At 70.0% G+C, this 15,639-nt stretch carries 16 protein-coding genes and 1 pseudogene; 12 read left to right on the top strand and 5 right to left on the bottom strand.

Annotated features, from left to right (window positions below):
• From AX721_RS27830 to AX721_RS06720, 7 genes and pseudogenes are all read left to right on the top strand, one after another.
• On the top strand, positions 1–182 hold a 182-nt coding region (locus AX721_RS27830; RefSeq protein ID WP_197422488.1), incomplete at its 5' end, for a hypothetical protein.
• A pseudogene (aac(3), locus tag AX721_RS06745) lies at positions 164–993 on the top strand (aminoglycoside 3-N-acetyltransferase). The gene AX721_RS27830 and the pseudogene aac(3), both read left to right, overlap by 19 nt.
• A 50-nt stretch (positions 994–1,043) precedes the next feature.
• Positions 1,044–1,637 (top strand): TetR/AcrR family transcriptional regulator, encoded by a 594-nt coding sequence (locus AX721_RS06740; protein ID WP_068875247.1) that lies wholly within the window; start codon positions 1,044–1,046, stop codon positions 1,635–1,637.
• Positions 1,634–2,020: a VOC family protein gene (locus AX721_RS06735; RefSeq protein ID WP_068875246.1), complete on the top strand. Its 387-nt coding sequence runs from the start codon at positions 1,634–1,636 to the stop codon at positions 2,018–2,020. The genes AX721_RS06740 and AX721_RS06735 overlap by 4 nt, the downstream gene beginning before the upstream one ends.
• Before the next feature lie 133 nt (positions 2,021–2,153).
• The gene (locus tag AX721_RS06730; protein ID WP_068875245.1) at positions 2,154–2,843 is read left to right on the top strand and encodes a ParA family protein; all 690 of its coding nucleotides are present in this window, start codon (positions 2,154–2,156) and stop codon (positions 2,841–2,843) included.
• A gap of 82 nt (positions 2,844–2,925) precedes the next feature.
• Positions 2,926–3,486: a hypothetical protein gene (locus AX721_RS06725; protein ID WP_156467046.1), complete on the top strand. Its 561-nt coding sequence runs from the start codon at positions 2,926–2,928 to the stop codon at positions 3,484–3,486.
• A 315-nt stretch (positions 3,487–3,801) separates the two neighbouring features.
• Positions 3,802–4,170: a YccF domain-containing protein gene (locus AX721_RS06720; RefSeq protein WP_068875243.1), complete on the top strand. Its 369-nt coding sequence runs from the start codon at positions 3,802–3,804 to the stop codon at positions 4,168–4,170.
• Here AX721_RS06720 and AX721_RS06715 read toward each other — a convergent pair.
• Positions 4,167–5,063, bottom strand: a complete 897-nt coding sequence (locus tag AX721_RS06715) for an AraC family transcriptional regulator (protein WP_068875242.1) — start codon at positions 5,061–5,063, stop codon at positions 4,167–4,169. The genes AX721_RS06720 and AX721_RS06715 overlap by 4 nt on opposite strands.
• Before the next feature lie 176 nt (positions 5,064–5,239).
• Between AX721_RS06715 and AX721_RS06710 the strand changes: the two genes are divergently transcribed.
• On the top strand, positions 5,240–6,202 hold the full coding sequence (locus AX721_RS06710) for an SDR family NAD(P)-dependent oxidoreductase (RefSeq protein WP_068875241.1): 963 nt from the start codon (positions 5,240–5,242) through the stop codon (positions 6,200–6,202).
• A gap of 22 nt (positions 6,203–6,224) precedes the next feature.
• Here AX721_RS06710 and AX721_RS27825 read toward each other — a convergent pair whose 3' ends face one another.
• Positions 6,225–6,629 carry an SRPBCC domain-containing protein gene (locus tag AX721_RS27825; protein ID WP_068875240.1) on the bottom strand — a complete coding sequence of 135 codons (405 nt, stop codon included), beginning with the start codon at positions 6,627–6,629 and terminating at the stop codon, positions 6,225–6,227.
• Between the two features lie 291 nt (positions 6,630–6,920).
• Between AX721_RS27825 and AX721_RS06700 the strand changes: the two genes are divergently transcribed.
• Positions 6,921–9,113 carry a TonB-dependent hemoglobin/transferrin/lactoferrin family receptor gene (locus tag AX721_RS06700; RefSeq protein ID WP_068875239.1) on the top strand — a complete coding sequence of 731 codons (2,193 nt, stop codon included), beginning with the start codon at positions 6,921–6,923 and terminating at the stop codon, positions 9,111–9,113.
• Between the two features lie 11 nt (positions 9,114–9,124).
• Positions 9,125–10,099 carry a DUF6607 family protein gene (locus AX721_RS06695; RefSeq protein ID WP_197422487.1) on the top strand — a complete coding sequence of 325 codons (975 nt, stop codon included), beginning with the start codon at positions 9,125–9,127 and terminating at the stop codon, positions 10,097–10,099.
• Between the two features lie 3 nt (positions 10,100–10,102).
• Here AX721_RS06695 and htpX read toward each other — a convergent pair whose 3' ends face one another.
• From htpX to AX721_RS06680, 3 genes are all read right to left on the bottom strand, one after another.
• Positions 10,103–11,038 (bottom strand): zinc metalloprotease HtpX, encoded by a 936-nt coding sequence (gene htpX, locus AX721_RS06690; protein ID WP_068875249.1) that lies wholly within the window; start codon positions 11,036–11,038, stop codon positions 10,103–10,105.
• A 74-nt stretch (positions 11,039–11,112) separates the two neighbouring features.
• Positions 11,113–12,498, bottom strand: coding sequence for a bifunctional diguanylate cyclase/phosphodiesterase (locus tag AX721_RS06685; protein ID WP_068875238.1), 1,386 nt, complete (start codon positions 12,496–12,498; stop codon positions 11,113–11,115).
• 116 nt (positions 12,499–12,614) lie between these two features.
• Positions 12,615–13,868: a dicarboxylate/amino acid:cation symporter gene (locus AX721_RS06680; RefSeq protein ID WP_068875237.1), complete on the bottom strand. Its 1,254-nt coding sequence runs from the start codon at positions 13,866–13,868 to the stop codon at positions 12,615–12,617.
• A 102-nt stretch (positions 13,869–13,970) separates the two neighbouring features.
• On the opposite strand from AX721_RS06680, the gene AX721_RS06675 reads away from it, so the two are divergent.
• Positions 13,971–15,416, top strand: a complete 1,446-nt coding sequence (locus AX721_RS06675) for an AMP nucleosidase (protein WP_068875236.1) — start codon at positions 13,971–13,973, stop codon at positions 15,414–15,416.
• The gene (locus AX721_RS06670; protein ID WP_068875235.1) at positions 15,413–15,637 is read left to right on the top strand and encodes a hypothetical protein; all 225 of its coding nucleotides are present in this window, start codon (positions 15,413–15,415) and stop codon (positions 15,635–15,637) included. The genes AX721_RS06675 and AX721_RS06670 overlap by 4 nt, the downstream gene beginning before the upstream one ends.
• The last annotated feature ends 2 nt before the right edge of the window (positions 15,638–15,639 follow it).

Genomic DNA, 15,639 nt, shown 5'->3' with positions numbered 1-15,639 from the left:
GGGCGGCGCATCTGCTGGACGAGCCGATCCCGGTGGCCGGCGGCTATGCGATCATAGTCCCCAACGCGCGGCCCATCAACCGGACCACCGGCGGCAACTGGGAGGGCCGCGGCGTTCGCCCAGACCTGCAGGGCGGCGATGATCCCCTGCATGTGGCGCGGCAATGGCTGGCGCAGCGCTGACACGGGCCGAGCTGGTCGCCGATCTTCGCCGGCTGGGCCTGGCCGAAGGCGACCTGGTGATGGTCCACGCCTCGCTGAAGGCGGTGGGGCCGGTGGACGGCGGTCCCGCCGAGCTGGCCCTGGCGCTGCGGGACGCGGTGGGCGCGACCGGGACGCTGATGGCCTATGCGTCCTGGGATCGCTCGCCGTACGAGGAGACGCTGAACGGGGCGCGGATGTCGGCGGCGCAGAAGGCCGCCTGGCCGGCGTTCGATCCCGCGACGGCCGGTGTCTACCTGGGGTTCGGGGCGCTGAACGCCTACCTGGTGAAGCTGCCGGGCGCGCGCCGCAGCGGGCAGCCCGACGCCTCGATGGTGGCGATCGGCGCGCTGGCCGACCACCTGTCGCCGAACACCCGATGGCGGCCGCCTTCGGGCCGCGATCGCCGCTGGAGCGGCTGGTGAGGGCAGGCGGCAAGGTGCTGATGCTGGGCGCGCCGCCGGACGCGGTGACCGTGCTGCACTATGCCGAGGCCATCGCGCCGATACCCGGCAAACGGCGGGTCACCTACGAGATGCCGGTGCGGGACGGCCGGGGCCGCAAGGTGTGGCGGCGGGCGGAGACCTTTGATTCCAACGGCATCCTCGACGCCTATGCGGTGGAGGGGGAGCCGGACGCGGTGGAGCGCATCGCCCGCGACTATCTGGCGCTGGGCCGGCATGCGGCCGGGCGGGTGGGGAACGCCCCGTGCCAGCTCATCGACGCGGGGGACATCGTGCGGTTCGGCGTCGACTGGCTGATGAGCCGACACGGGTCGCCATCGGAGGGTTGACACTGACCGGCGGTCAGTAGCTAATGACCATCAGTCATTAGGAGCTGGCCATGGGCAAGCCCGTCCGGCGGCGCCTGCATCCCGAGGCGCGAAAGCTGGAGATCGTCGAGGCCGCCGAGCGGTTGCTGCAGGCGCACGGTTCACGGGTGCGGGTGGAGGACGTGGCCCGCGAGGCGGGGGTCGCGAAGGGCACCTTCTTCCTCTACTTCCCCACCTGGGACGACCTGCTGGCGACGGTGCGCGAGCGGCTGATCGCCGAGCTGGACGCGGCCTATCCTCTGCCGACGGAGGTGGACGGGCCGGTGGACTGGCCGTCCGTCGTGGCCGGCCTGGCGGCGGCGTACATCGACTTCGCCAGCGCCCGCCAGGGCATCGGCCAGGCGCTGTTCCACTCGGATTTCGCGAAGCGGCAGACGTCGGCGGACAACGCCGTGACGCGCCTGTCCGCCATCATCCGGGCGGGCCAGGAAGCGGAGGCCTTCGGCCCGGTGGATCCGGAGCCGACCGCGCTTCTGCTGTTCGCCGGCCTGGACGAGGCGGCGCGCGCGGTGGCCGCGGGCGCCCACCGCGACGCCATGGTGGCGGCGCTGCAGACCCTGATCCGGCGCGCCCTGGCGCCGGGCAAGCCGGAGGAGTTCCCATGAGCGAGAGCCAGGTGAACGTACGCTACATGGTCGGCGACGTGCAGGCCTGCGTGGATTGGTACGTCGGCCGGTTCGGCTTCAGCGTCCAGCTGAACGCGGCGCCGGCCTTCGCGTCGGTGGAACGCGGGCCGCTGCGCCTTCTGCTGAGTGGGCGGACCAGTTCCGCCGGCCGGCCGATGCCCGACGGACGCCAGCCCGAGCCCGGCGGCTGGAACCGCTTCCAGCTCATCGTCGACGACCTCGCCGCCGAGGTCGAGCGGCTGCGGGCCGAGGGCGTGAGTTTTCGCAACGAGATCGTCGTCGGCCCCGGCGGCTCGCAGATCCTGGCCGAGGACCCTGCGGGCAATGTGGTCGAGCTGTTCCAGCCCGCCGGGCGCGCCTGAGGTCCAGTCGCCTGACGCGGCGTGAGGACTGGCGTCGACTCGCTCCCGGCTCTACCGTGTCGATCCTGTGACGCTCGGAGCGGCGCGTTTCGCCGGTCGCGGGCGGGTGACATCCCTAGCCACGGGAGCTCGGGTGCCGAACATCGCCTTCATCAGCCCGAAGGGGGGCGCGGGCAAGACCACGGCGGCGCTCGCCCTGGCGCTGGGCCTGGCGGACCGGGGCGCGCGGGTGGCGCTGATCGATTCCGACCCCAACAAGCCGCTGGTCCGATGGGCGTCGCTGCCCGGCCGGCCGCAGGCGATAAGCGTGCACGCCGCGCCGACGGTGCAGGACATCCGCGACGCCGCCCAGGAGGCGCGCCGGCGCGAGCCCGACTGGATCATCGTCGACACCGAGGGCTCGGTGCGCGGGGCCATGGTGTTCGCCGCCCTGCGCTTCGACCTGGTGGTGACGCCGCTGACCGGATCGCAGATGGACGCCATCGAGGCGATCAAGGCCTCGGAACTGGTGGCCTCGTTCGGCAAGCGGGCGGGCAACAACCTGCTGCACCGATGCCTTCTGTCGCGGGTGCCGGCGGCGTTGAAACCCCGCTCGCTGGGCGCGGTGGTGGCCCAGCTGCGCGAGCGCGAGATCGAGATCCTGCCGGCCGCCCTGATCGAGAAGGAAGCCTTCCGCGCCCTCTTTGAGGTGGGCGGCGGGCTGGACGCCCTTGAAGCGCACGGCGTCGCGGGCGTGGCCGCGGCCCGGCGCAACATCGAGGCTTATGTGGCCGCGGTTCAGGACTTGGTGGCCCCGCCGGAGGCGTTGCGGCGGGCCTGTTAACTGCTAAGCGCGCTCTTGACGAGCATGTCTTGCGAATACAACCTCTGTCTGTCGGTTGGGAAGCGGCCGGCAGGGGGCTTTCATGGATAGAAAACTTGGTGCGGTGCTCGCTGTGAGCACTGCGATGCTGGCCGGCGGCTGCGCAAGCGATGCGGAGCATAAGGCCACTCGGACAGCCTATGGAGAAGCCGCTCTCGCGGAGGCGGGGGCCGGGGCGAAGTTGCTCAGCGTCTGCGGTCCTTTCATGTCGGAGGGAGACGTGGACCCTGCCCATAAATTGCCAGCAGAGGGCAAGTTCATGGCGATTGTTGAGCGCGCAGATGAATCGCTGTTTGTGCGCGCGCCGTTCACCTTGATTGCCAATCCTCCGCTGCCTGCGGATCCTGACATCGTCGCCGTGGACCAAAACGGGCGACCGCTTCCGAGCTTGGGCTTCGTACGGAACACTCAACTCAAGAGCCGTTCCACTTCGCCTGGGCAGGTCAACTTCACCGCCGTTGTCTGGCGCGCTGACGCCAACGGCGCTCCGGTTTTCGAAGATCGGGAGGTCTATGAGGTGAGCAAGACGCCCGTCAGCAACAAGGCGCGAGCCACGGTCGACGTTGACGGGAAGCATTCAACCTTTGTGGCGGAATGCGGCTAGAGCCGGCGATAGGCTGATTTTCACAGGTGCTATCCCGGGCAGGCGGCCTGAATGATCGGCGCCCTGGAAAGGTCCTAGCGCCCTCAGAACGCGGCGACCAGCATCGGGCCGACGATGGGGATCGCCATGACGACGGTGAAGCCGAGGGTCATCAGGGACAGGGCGATGTTCATGGCGAAGCTCCTTGCTCGCCAGCCAAGGTGGGGGTTCGCCCGCGCCGGCGCACTGACCGATTTTGCAGAACAGTTCTGCCGTTTCGGCAGCAAAGGGCCGCGGGCCTGCTAAGGTGGAGGCCCAGACCCCGCGGAGCCGAACATGCGCCTTCTGATGAACGTCCTGTGGTTCATCCTGGGCGGGTGGATTTCGGGCAGCCTTTGGCTGCTGGCGGGCGTGATCCTGGCGATCACCGTCGTCGGCCTGCCGTGGACGCCGGCGGCGTTCCGGATCGCGGGCTTCAGCTACTGGCCGTTCGGCAAGGTGGTGGTGGAGCGCGACCCCGGGGCGGTGAGCCTCCTGCTCAACATCCTGTGGCTAATCCTGGCCGGCTGGTGGCTGGCGCTGCACCATCTGGCGCTCGCCCTGGCGCTGGCGGTGACGATCATCGGCATCCCGTTCGCCTGGCAGCACGTGAAGCTGGCCATCCTGTCCCTGACCCCGGTGGGCAAGGGGATCGCCGAGGTTTAGGCGTCGGCCAAGGCGCTCGCATCGCCGCGCAGGCGGACCGCGTCGCGGGCGGGCGGGGCGCCGAAGGCCCGGGCGTATTCGCGGCTGAACTGGGACGCGCTTTCGTAGCCCACGGCATAGCCCGCGCGCGAGACGTCCTGGTGGGTGATCAGCAGGCGGCGGGCCTGCTGCAGGCGCAGGTTCTTCTGGAACTGTAGCGGGCTCATGGCCGTGGCGGCGCGGAAGTGGCGGTGGAACGAGGCGCAGCTCATGCCCGCCAGGGCGGCCAGGTCGTCGATGCGCAGCGGCCGGTCGTAATGCTCGCGGATCCAGCCGATGGCGCGGCGGACGCGCGCAAGGCGGCTGTCCGCGCGGGCGATCTGGCGCATGACGCCGCCCTGCGGCCCCTGGAGTAGGCGGTAGAGGATCTCGCGCTCCAGCAAGGGGGCGAGGACGGGGATGTCGCCGGGGGCGTCCAGCAGGCCGAGAAGGCGCCGGCACGGGTCGATCAGCTCAGGGGTCACGGGGCTGACGGCGAAGCCCGCGGACTGGCCGGGCGGATCAGGTTGCGGCGCGGCGTCGGTGAGCAGGGCCGCCAGGCTCTCCGGCGGCAGGGCGATGGCGATGGACACGTAGGGGCGCGCCGGGCTGGCCTCGGCGACCCGGCCCGAGGCGGGGAATTCCAACGAGGCGATGAAGTAGCCGAAGGGGTCGTAGCGGAGCACCTGGCCGCCGATCAGGACCTCCTTGGCGCCCTGGAGCACGAGGCAGAGCATCGGCTCGAACACGCCGGGCTGGAGAGCCGTGGGGGCGTCGGCGGTGTGGATCGACAGGCCGGGCACCGCGGTGTCGGTCCGCCGGCCGGCGGCGTGGCGCACGGCGGCGGCGCACATCTGGCGAAGGAGGTCTTCCACCTTCCCATGATCGGATCGCGGCAGGCTTCACGCAAGGGCGGCCGTCTCGCACGGGCCGCCGGTGAGAGGATCGGGCAAGAGGTCGAGGCGATCGGGCGCGCGCCGGAGCGAGGCGGCGCCCACATCCCAACCGACAGGGGGACCGTTTCCCCCGACCGGATTCGAGGGAGATCGTCATGAGCAAGATCTTTGGAGCCCAGTCCACGACGGACGAGGTGCTGGACGGCGCGGACCTGAGCGGCAAGCGCATCCTGGTGACCGGCGTGTCGGCCGGCCTGGGCGTCGAGACCGCCCGGGCGCTGGCCGCCCGCGGAGCGCAGGTAGTGGGCGCGGCCCGGGACCTCAAGAAGGCGCAGGCGGCGACCGAGGCGGTGCGCGCCGCGGCGGCGAACGGCGGCTCGCTGGAACTGGTGGCGCTTGACCTGGCCTCGCTGGACAGCGTCCGCGGCTGCGCCGACGAACTGGTGGCCGACGGCCTGCCGTTCGACGTGGTGATCGCCAACGCCGGCGTCATGGCCCCGCCGTTCGGCAAGACCGCCGATGGGTTCGAGACCCAGTTCGGCACCAACCACCTGGGCCACTTCGTGCTGGTGAACCGCATCGCCCCGCTGCTGAAGCCGGGCGCACGTGTCGTCAGCCTGGCCTCGTCGGGGCACCGGTTCTCGGACGTGGACCTGGACGATCCCAACTTCGACCGCGGGGGCTATGAGCCGTTCGTCGCCTATGGGCGCTCGAAGACCGCCAACGTGCTGTTCGCGGTGGAGTTCGACCGACGGCACAGGGACGCCGGCGTGCGGGCGACGGCGGTGCATCCCGGCGGCATCCAGACCGAACTGGGCCGGCACATGACCGAGGAAATGCTGCAGGGCATCCTGGACTCCATCGCGCGATCCACCCCTGCCGGCGGCACGGGCGCCTTCGAGTGGAAGACGATCCCCCAGGGCGCCGCCACGTCGGTCTGGGCCGGCGTCGTCGCCCCGGCCGATGCGGTCGGCGGCCGCTACTGCGAGGACTGCCGCGTGGCCGAGACCGTCGACGGCGAGGGGCTGCGCGGCGGCGTGCGCTCGTACGCCCTCGATCCCGCGCGCGCCAAGGCGCTGTGGGCCAAGAGCGAAGAGATGGTGGGCGAGCGCTTCTGACGCTCGCCGGCCGGAACCGCGCCTATCTCAGGCGGTGGATCTGAGCCGACTCCTCGGCGAGGCTCTTGATCTCGCGGATCGCCTCTTCGGCGGCCTCGAGGTCGTCCTCGTCGAGCTTCTCGGCGCTGACGCTCAGCCAGGTGCGGTCTTCCTTCGCCACGATCTCGAAGGTGTCGGGAAAGGCGCCGCCGGCCTCGGCGTCGTACGCGATCCGCAGCAGACGCTCCGGCACGATGGCGGCGATCGCCCCGACCGCCCGGGTGGAACCATCCGGGGCTTTCCAGGTGACGGTCTCGCCCTGGCGCCAGGTCGTGCGGATGGAAACGCCGTCGAGGTAGGCGGCCGCCCACTCCCGGACCAGTTCGGGGTTGGTGAGAACCCGCCAGACCTCGGTCGGCGGAGCGTCGATCTCAAGGGATCGCTTCAAGGCGGGCTCATGACACGGCTTGGACACTGGGGAGAACCTTCCAGAAGACGGCGATGTTCCCGCGCCCAGGCGTGTGCTCGCCTGAGCGCGCGCGTTGAGCCATCCCGCCTTGGCGCCACAAGAAATTCCCCTCCCGGTGCGCCTCAACTCAACCCCTAGCGATGTTGAGGCCGAACAAGGCCGGATTGCGGCGAAGGTTTCAGGTGCGACAGAATGTGCAGAGGTGAGATTGATTCTGAGAGTCATTCGCAATAATGAGCGGTCCAGCTTTGCTTTCGGAGACCGTTTCCCATGCGTCCTGCCCTGTTCGGCGTCGCCTCCCTCCTGGCGCTGGCGACCGCGGTCCCGGCCTTGGCCGAGGACGCCGCCGGCGACGTGACCGTGGACCCGGTCGCGGTCCTGGGCTCGCGGACCGAAAAGCCCGCCAGCGAAACGCCCATGACGGTGAGCGTCATAACCGCCGAGGAGCTTGAGGACCGGCTGGCGGCCGACATCGAAGACGTGGCGAAGCTGGAGCCGGGCGTCAGCGTGCGCGCCGCGCCGACCCGCTTCGGCGCTGCGCTCGGAACCACGGGGCGGGATGGCGCTGCGGGCTTCAACATCCGGGGCCTGGAGGGCAACCGGGTCCTGATCCAGGTGGATGGGGTGCGCGTACCGGACGGGTTCACCTTCGGGGCCCAGGCGGTGGGCCGCGGCGACTACCAGGACCTGGACCTGATGAAGTCGGTCGAGATCCTGCGGGGGCCGGCCTCGGCGCTCTACGGCTCGGACGGGGTCGCTGGCGCGGTGAGCTTCACGACCAAGGACCCTGAGGACTTCCTGCGGGACGGCCGGTCGTACGGCGGCCGGGTGCGCGCCGTCTACGGCTCGGCGGACGACAGCGTCGGCGCCACCGCGGTCGCCGCCGGCCGCCAGGGCCGCCTTTCGGGCATGGTCGCCTACACCCATCGCGCGGCGCACGAGACCGAGACGCAAGGGACCAACGACGCCGCCAACACCGACCGCACCACGGCCAATCCGCAGGACATCCTGACCCGCTCGGTGCTGGGCAAGCTGGTGTTTGACATCTCAGAGACCAACCGTGTGCGGCTCACCACCGAACACTACGACCGGGACATCAAGGCCAATGTACTGTCCGGCATCGCCAAGCCGCCGCTGGCGTCTGCCAGCGTGGTGGGCCTGAGCGCCGCTGACGACATCCAGCGGGACCGGGTGATGCTGGATCAGCGGGTGAGCTTCGGCGGCGGCCCCGTCGACCGCTTGCTGTGGTCGGCCTACTGGCAGGAGAGCGAGACGGTCCAGTTCACGGCCGAGGACCGGAACACGGCGGCCGACCGGACCCGGCTGAACACCTTCGACAACCGGGTCTATGGGGTGTCAGCGCAACTGGAGAGCGACTTCAGGGCGGCGGGCCTGGAGCACCGGCTGATCTACGGCTTCGACGCCTCGCGCACGCGCCAGACCGGCGTGCGCGACGGGACCGTGCCGCCGGCGGGCGAAGCCTTCCCGATGCGCGCGTTCCCGACGACCGACTACACCCTGGCCGGGGCCTTCGTGCAGGACGAGATCGGGCTCTTGGGCGGGCGGCTCAAGCTGTTCCCGGCGCTGCGGTTCGACCATTACAAGCTCTCGCCCAAGGCCGACCCGCTGCTGGGCGCCTTCTCGCCCGCCTCGTCGGACGACAGCCGCCTGTCGCCGAAGCTGGGAGTGGTATTCGAACCGGCGGCGCGGGCCCGGCTGTTCTTCAACTACGCCCGGGGGTTCAAGGCGCCGTCGCCCAGCCAGGTGAACAACGCCTTCGCCAATCCGATCCAGAACTACCGCTCGATCTCCAACCCCGACTTGAAAGCCGAGACCAGCGAGGCCTTCGAGGGCGGCGCGCGCTGGGTGACGCCGATCTGGTCGGCCGAGGTGACCGCCTTTTCGGGCGAGTATCGCAACTTCATCGAGCAGGTGCAGGTGGCCGGGACCTTCACGCCCACCGATCCGGGGGTCTTTCAGTTCGTGAACCTGTCGAAGGTGAAGATCCATGGGATCGAGGGCCGCGCCCGCCTGCGGCTGGAGAACGGCCTGGGCGCGTTCCTGAGCGCCGCCTACGCCAAGGGGAACAGCTATTCGCCGGCCAAGGCGCCGCTGGACAGCATCGATCCGGTGAAGGTCGCCTTCGGCGTCAGCTATCGCGATCCGGACGGCCGGTTCGGCGGCGAGCTGACGGCGGTGCATACCGAGCGCAAGGCCGCCGGGCGCGTGGCGGTGGTCTGCGCGCCGACCTGCTTCCGCCCCACCGGCTCTACCGTGCTGGACGTGACCGCCTTCTGGCGCCTCGCGGACGGGCTGACGGCGCGCGGGGGCGTGTTCAACGTCACGGATGAGACGTACGCTTACTGGAGCGACGTCCGGGGTCTCAGCTCCACCGCCGCCAGCCGCGACGCCTACACCCAGCCGGGCCGCAACGTTTCGCTTTCGCTCACCTACGACTTCTGAGGACGATGGACATGGCCATGACCACTCGCCGCAACTGCATCGCAATCGCCCTGGCGTTCAGCCTGACCGCGCCGGCCTGGGCCGTGGCCGCCGACAAGGCGCCGGAGCGGGACCGGGCCTCGATCCTGGCCATGGCCGGCGACTATCGCGTGCATTTCGACATGCGCGAGACCGTGCCCTTCGTCGCCGACTACAAGCCGCTGCCGGAGAAGCACAGCGGCGGCTACGAGGCGGTGCGGGTGATCGAGGACCGCGGCGACTTCATCAGCCTGCAGCACATCCTGGTGGTGGACGACGACGGCAAGCCGATGATCGTCAAGCACTGGCGGCAGGACTGGACGTACCAGCCGGCCAGCCTCCTGACGTACGAGACCGCCAACACCTGGAAGCTGAAGCCGCTGCCGGCCGAGGCGCGCAAGGGGGCCTGGTCGCAGACCGTCTGGCAGACCGACGACAGCCCCCGCTACGGCGGCGTCGGCAGGTGGGTCTACGAGGGCGGCGTCGCCCGGTGGCAGAGCGAGCGCACCCTGCGACCGCTGGCCCGCCGCGATGCGGTGAGGAAGCCGGTCTATGCCTGGTACGCCGGCTGGAACCGGCACGCGCTGACGCCCGACGGGTGGGTGCACGAGCAGGACAACGCCAAGCTGGGCCTGAAGGACGGCAAGCCGGTGACCTATGTCCACGAGGTGGTGCTGAACACCTATTCCCGCTCGGACCGGTTCCAGGCCAAGGCGGCGGACGACTACTGGAACGCCACCAAGGGCTATTGGGCCGAGGTGCGCGCGGCCTGGGATCGCGCCATCCAGAAGGGCGGCGGCGTCACCGTGACGGAGGAGGCGGAGAACGGCTCCATCGTCGGGCCGAAGCTGATGGGCCTGGCCGACGAGGTGGCGGCGGGCAAGATGACCCCGGCGAGCGCCATCGCCGAGGCCAGGACGCTGATCGCCGGCGGCGAGAAGAGCCGGCCGCTGGCGTCGCTGAAGTAGCCCTTAGGACCAGGGGCCCAGGCGGCGCGCGGGGGTGACCGGCACGGCGGTGGCGCGGCGGCCCGGGACCGCGGCGCGGACCTGGCCCGCCATGTTCATCAGCGCCTCGACACGGTTGTGCGTGGCCGGGTGGGTGGAGAACAGGCTGTCCCCTTTGCCGCCGGCCAGCGGGTTGATGATGAACATGTGCGCCGTGGCTGGATTGCGCTCGGCGTCGGGGTTGAAGTAGCCGCCCTTGGCGTAGGCCTCGATCTTCTGCAGGGCCGAGGCCAGGGCCGCGGGATCGCCCGAGATCTCGGCGCCCGTGCGATCGGCCTCGTACTCGCGGCCGCGGCTGATGGCCATCTGGACCAGGCCGGCCGCGATCGGGCCGAGGACCGCGATGACGATGGCGCCGATCAGGCCGGTGGGGCGGCCCTCCTCGTCGCGGCCGCCGAAGAAGAAGGCGAAGTTGGCCAGGGCGCCGATGGCGCCGGCGATGGTGGCCGTGACCGTCATGGTCAGGGTGTCGCGATGCTTCACGTGGGCCAGCTCGTGCGCCATCACGCCGCGGATCTCGCGGCGGTCCAGCATGGCGAGCAGGCCGCGGGTGGCGGCGACGGCCGCGTGCTGCGGGTCGCGGCCGGTGGCGAAGGCGTTCGGCTGGTCCTGGTCGATCACATAGATCTTGGGGACCGGCATGTTCGCCCGCTGCGCCAGCGCCTGGACGTCGGCCACATAGTCGCGGATCAGCGGCTCGGGGTGCGAGCCGTCGACCGGCGCAGCCCGGTACATGGCCAGCACGATCTTGTCCGCGTTCCAGTAGCTGACGAGGTTCATCGCGCCGGCGAACAGGAGGGCGATCAGCATGCCCGTCGCGCCGCCGATCATGTAACCCGCGCCGACGAACAGCGCGGTCAGGACGGCGAGCAGCGTGAAGGTGCGAAGGTGGTTGCGCATGATCTCCATATGACGTTCCGGGGACCCTCAAAGGCCCTGACGGCTATATGGGGATTTCGTACGCGTATGGAAGATCAGCTCGCGACGGCGAGGCGCGGGGCGGCCGGCGTGTTGGACTCGCGCAGCAGCGCTTCCATGGCGTCGGCGGGCATGGGGCGGGCGAAGAAATAGCCCTGCATCCGCTCGCAGCCGGCCGAGCGCAGGAAGAGAGCCTGGCTTTCGTTCTCGACCCCCTCGGCGACGATCCGCACGCCCAGCGAGCGGGCGGCGTGCAGCAGGGAGGCCACCAGCTTGGACACCCGGCTGTCTCGGCCGACGTCGTCGATCAGCGAACGGTCCAGCTTCACCGTCTGGATCGGCAGGTGCATCAGGGCGCGCAGGTTGGAATAGCCGGTGCCGAAGTCGTCGAGGGCGACGTTGACCCCCTTGGCGGCCAGCCGCTCGATGTGCCGGCGCGACAGGGCGAGGTCCTGCAGCAGGAAGGTTTCGGTGATCTCGACGGTCAGGGCCGTGGCCGGCAGGGCGGTGCGCGAGAGGCGGCCGATCAGCTTGCGGGAGAAGGCGGGGTCCAGCAGGTCGCGCGGCGAGACGTTGCAGGCCACCGACTCGATCAGGCCTTCCGCGACCCAGGGCGCGGTGCGCGCACAGGCGGCCTCGAAGACCGCCTCGTCGATGGCGCGGATCAGGCCCAGCTCCTCGGCCATGGGTACGAAGGCGCCGGGGGCCAGCAGGCCCTTCTCGGGGTGGCGCCAGCGGGCCAGGACCTCGACGCCCACCATGCGGCCGGTCATGGAATCGATGATCGGCTGGAACCAGGGCTCGATCTCGCCGGCCGGAATGGCGCGGCGCAGCTCGTCTTCCAGCGTGCGGCGGCGCTCACTCTCCTCGCGGAGCGCGGCGTCGAAGCGCGACCAGCGCCGGCCGCCGTCGGACTTGGCGCGGTACAGCGACATGTCAGCGAAGCGTTGCAGGTCGGCGGCGTCCTGCGCGTCCTGCGGGAAGACCGCCACGCCGACCGAGCCGCCGGGCGCGACCGCGCGGCCGTAGATGAGCTGCTGCTGGCCCAGGACCGTGAGGAGGCGCTCGGCGCGGCCCGACACGTCGACGTCGCTGGTGACCAGGGCGAACTCGTCGCCGCCCAGCCGGGCGATCAGGTCGTCCGGCCCGGCGTCCTCGCGCAGGCGGCGGCCCAGCTCGGCGAGCAGCAGGTCGCCGGCGTGGTGGCCGAGGCTGTCGTTCAGGTGTTTGAAGCGGTCCAGGTCGATGACGAACAGGCCTACCTGGGCGCCGTTTTCGCGCGCCGCCTCGAGGCGCTCGCAGAGGCCGGAGGTGAAGGCGCCGCGGTTGACCAGGCCGGTCAGGGAATCGGTCTGCGCGAGCCGAAGGGTCATCTCCCGTTCGGCTTCCAGCTCGGCCACGCGGGCGGCGAGTTCGGAAAGGCGGTTCGACAGTTGCGGCACGGGCGGTCTGTGTGGGTCCTGCGTAAGGCCACACCATTCCGCATACGAGGCGAACGCCGCGTTAAAGCATAGGGTTACCGGACGTTAGGACGCAGGCTCCATAGCCTGCGCCCCCTTCAGGCCCGGGCGGGCGCCGGTTCGGCCGGCGGCTCCTCGATCTGGTTCTCCCATTTGGCCACCACCGCGGCGGCCACCGAATTGCCGACCACGTTGGTGGCCGAGCGGCCCATGTCCAGCAGGTGGTCGACGGCCAGAATCAGCAGCAGGCCGGCCTCGGGCAGGTCGAAGAAGGTGAGGGTGGCGGCGATGACCACCAGCGACGCGCGCGGCACTCCGGCCATGCCCTTGGACGTCACCATCAGCAGGGCCAGCATGGTGATCTGCTGGGCGATGGTCAGTTCGATCCCATAGACCTGCGCGATGAACAGCGTCGCGAAGGTGCAGTACATCATCGAGCCGTCGAGGTTGAACGAATAGCCCAGCGGCAGGACGAAGCTGGCCACCTTGCGCGAGACGCCCCACTTCTGCAGCTCCTCGAGGGTGCGCGGGTAGGCGGCCTCGGACGAGGCGGTGGAGAAGGCCAGGAGCACAGGGCTGCGAAGGGCGGCGACCAGCTTCAGCGCGCGCTTGCCGACGATGAGGATCGCCACGGCGATCAGCAATCCCCAGAGGATGCCCAGCGAGGCGTAGAAGCCGAGCACGAACTTGGCGTAGGTGGCCAGGACCTCGAGGCCCTGGGTGGCGATGCTGGCGGCCAGGGCGGCGAAGATGGCCAGCGGGGCGGTCTTCATCACATAGCCGGTCACTTTGAGCATGATGGCGGCGCCTTGCTCGACCAGGTTCAGCACCGCCGGCGCCTTGTCGTCGATGGCCGAGACGGCCGTGCCGACCAGCACCGAAAACACCACGATCTGCAGGATCTCGTTCCGGGCCATGGCGTCGACGATCGAGGACGGAACCAGATGGGTGACGAAGTCGCGCAGGGTGAACTTGGCGGTGTCGATCCCCGCAGAGGCGTCCACGGGCGGCGCCACCAGCGACAGCCCGGCGCCGGGCTGGATGAGATGGACCATGAGGAGGCCGATGGTCAGGGAGGTGATCGAGGCCAGGATGAACCAGCCTATCGTCTTGACGCCCACGCGCCCGACCTCGGAGGCGTCGCCCATGTGGGCGATGCCGGCCACCAGGGTGGTGAACACCAGGGGCGCGATGATCATCTTGATCAGGCGCAGGAACACGTCGGTGATGATCGAGAGGTTGGAGGCCACCTCCTTCGCACTCTCGGCCGGCAGCGACTGATTGACTGCGTAGCCGACGAGGACGCCGAGCAACATGGCGCCCACGACAAAGGCGGTGAAGAGACGATTCATGCGGCCCCCAGGGAAGACAGGGCGCCTTTTTCGCTGGGAAGCGCGCCCGCGTCCAGCACGGGAGATTCGCAAGCGTCACGGACCGGCGCTATAAGTCTCGCGATGAAGAAACAAGAAGCAGCCGGCATCGTCGATCGGCTTGAGACTGAGTACCGCCAAAGCGTCGAGTCTCTCCGCACCGCCCTGAAATCCTTCCTGTCCGGCGGACCGCCGCCCGACCCAGCCGTGCGGCGGGGCGGCGCCTTCGTCTATCCGGAGCTTCGGCTGGCCTGGCCGCCGGGCCTGCCCTATCCGCGCACGAGCCGGGCTTTCGCGCGCCTGCCGGCGGCGGGCCACTACGCGATCACCGTCACCCGCCCGGACCTCTACCGCGACTATCTCGTCGAGCAGCTGACCCTGCTGCAGGAGGATTTCGACATCACGCTCGAGGTCGCCCGCTCGACCCAGGAGATCCCGTTCCCCTACGTGCTGGACCCGGCCGACATGGCCATGGCCGACATCAGCTCGGTGGAGATCGCCCGGCACTTCCCCACGACCGAACTGGCGTTCATCGGCGACGAGGTGGCTGACGGGGCCTGGATCGGCGTGGGCGACGAGCCTCGGCCCCTGGCCCTGTTCGACGGCCTGCGGACCGACTTCTCGCTGGCGCGGCTGGCCCACTACACGGGCGCGCCGGCAGAGCACACCCAGCAGTACATCCTGTTCACCAACTACCACCGCTATGTGGACGAGTTCGTGGCGTGGGGGTGCAAGCAACTACAGGCGGGCGGCCCCTACACGGCGCTGTCGGCGGCAGGCCACGTGATGGTGACGCCCGACACGCCGAACCCGGAAGCCGCGGTCGCGGCGGGCACCTGGCGCAAGCACCAGATGCCGGCCTATCACCTGATGGCGCCGGGCCGGGGCGGCATCACCCTGGTGAACATCGGGGTCGGCCCCTCCAACGCCAAGACGGTCTGCGACCACCTGGCGGTGCTGCGGCCCCAGGCCTGGCTGATGATCGGCCACTGCGGCGGCCTGCGCGGCAGCCAGAAGATCGGCGACTACGTCCTGGCCCACGCCTACCTGCGCGACGACCACGTGCTGGACAAGGTGTTGCCGCCCGAGATCCCGATCCCGCCGCTGGCGGAAGTCCAGCTCGCCTTGAACGGGGCGGCGGAACAGGTGACCGGCGAGACCGGCGACATCCTGAAGCGGCGCCTGCGGACCGGCACGGTGGTCTCCACCGACGACCGGAACTGGGAGCTGAAGTACTCGTCCAGCGCCCTGCGGTTCAACCAGAGCCGCGCCGTGGCCATCGACATGGAGAGCGCCACCATCGCCGCCCAGGGCTATCGGTTCCGGGTGCCGTACGGGACGCTGCTCTGCGTGTCGGACAAGCCGCTGCACGGCGAGATCAAGCTGCCGGGCCAGGCCAACGCCTTCTACGACCGCGCCATCGGCCAGCACCTGCAGATCGGGCTGGCGGCGATCGACCTGCTGAAGCAGGAGGGCGCTCGCCTCCACTCGCGCAAGCTGCGCAGCTTCGACGAGCCGCCGTTCCGGTGAGCGCGCGCTACCGATTTCTCGTGCATCGGCGCCATCCGGCGTTCCGGCTGGTGGTGCGTGCGGATCGGCCGTTCCCGCCGGCGGCCATCGAGGCCGACTGGCGCGACACGCGGATCCGGGACGAGGCCGACGTCAACGATCAGGTCCGGCAGGACGTGATGCGCGACGGCTACAGCCTGTTCCGGATCGGTCTCAGCCTTGCGGACTTGCCGGCGGACTGAGA

Origin of the sequence: Phenylobacterium sp. CCH9-H3 (genome assembly GCF_001557235.1) — a bacterium.
Classification (GTDB): Bacteria; Pseudomonadota; Alphaproteobacteria; order Caulobacterales; family Caulobacteraceae; genus Phenylobacterium.
Note: the sequence above shows the minus strand (reverse complement) of the source record. Positions and strands in the feature narration are given on the sequence as shown.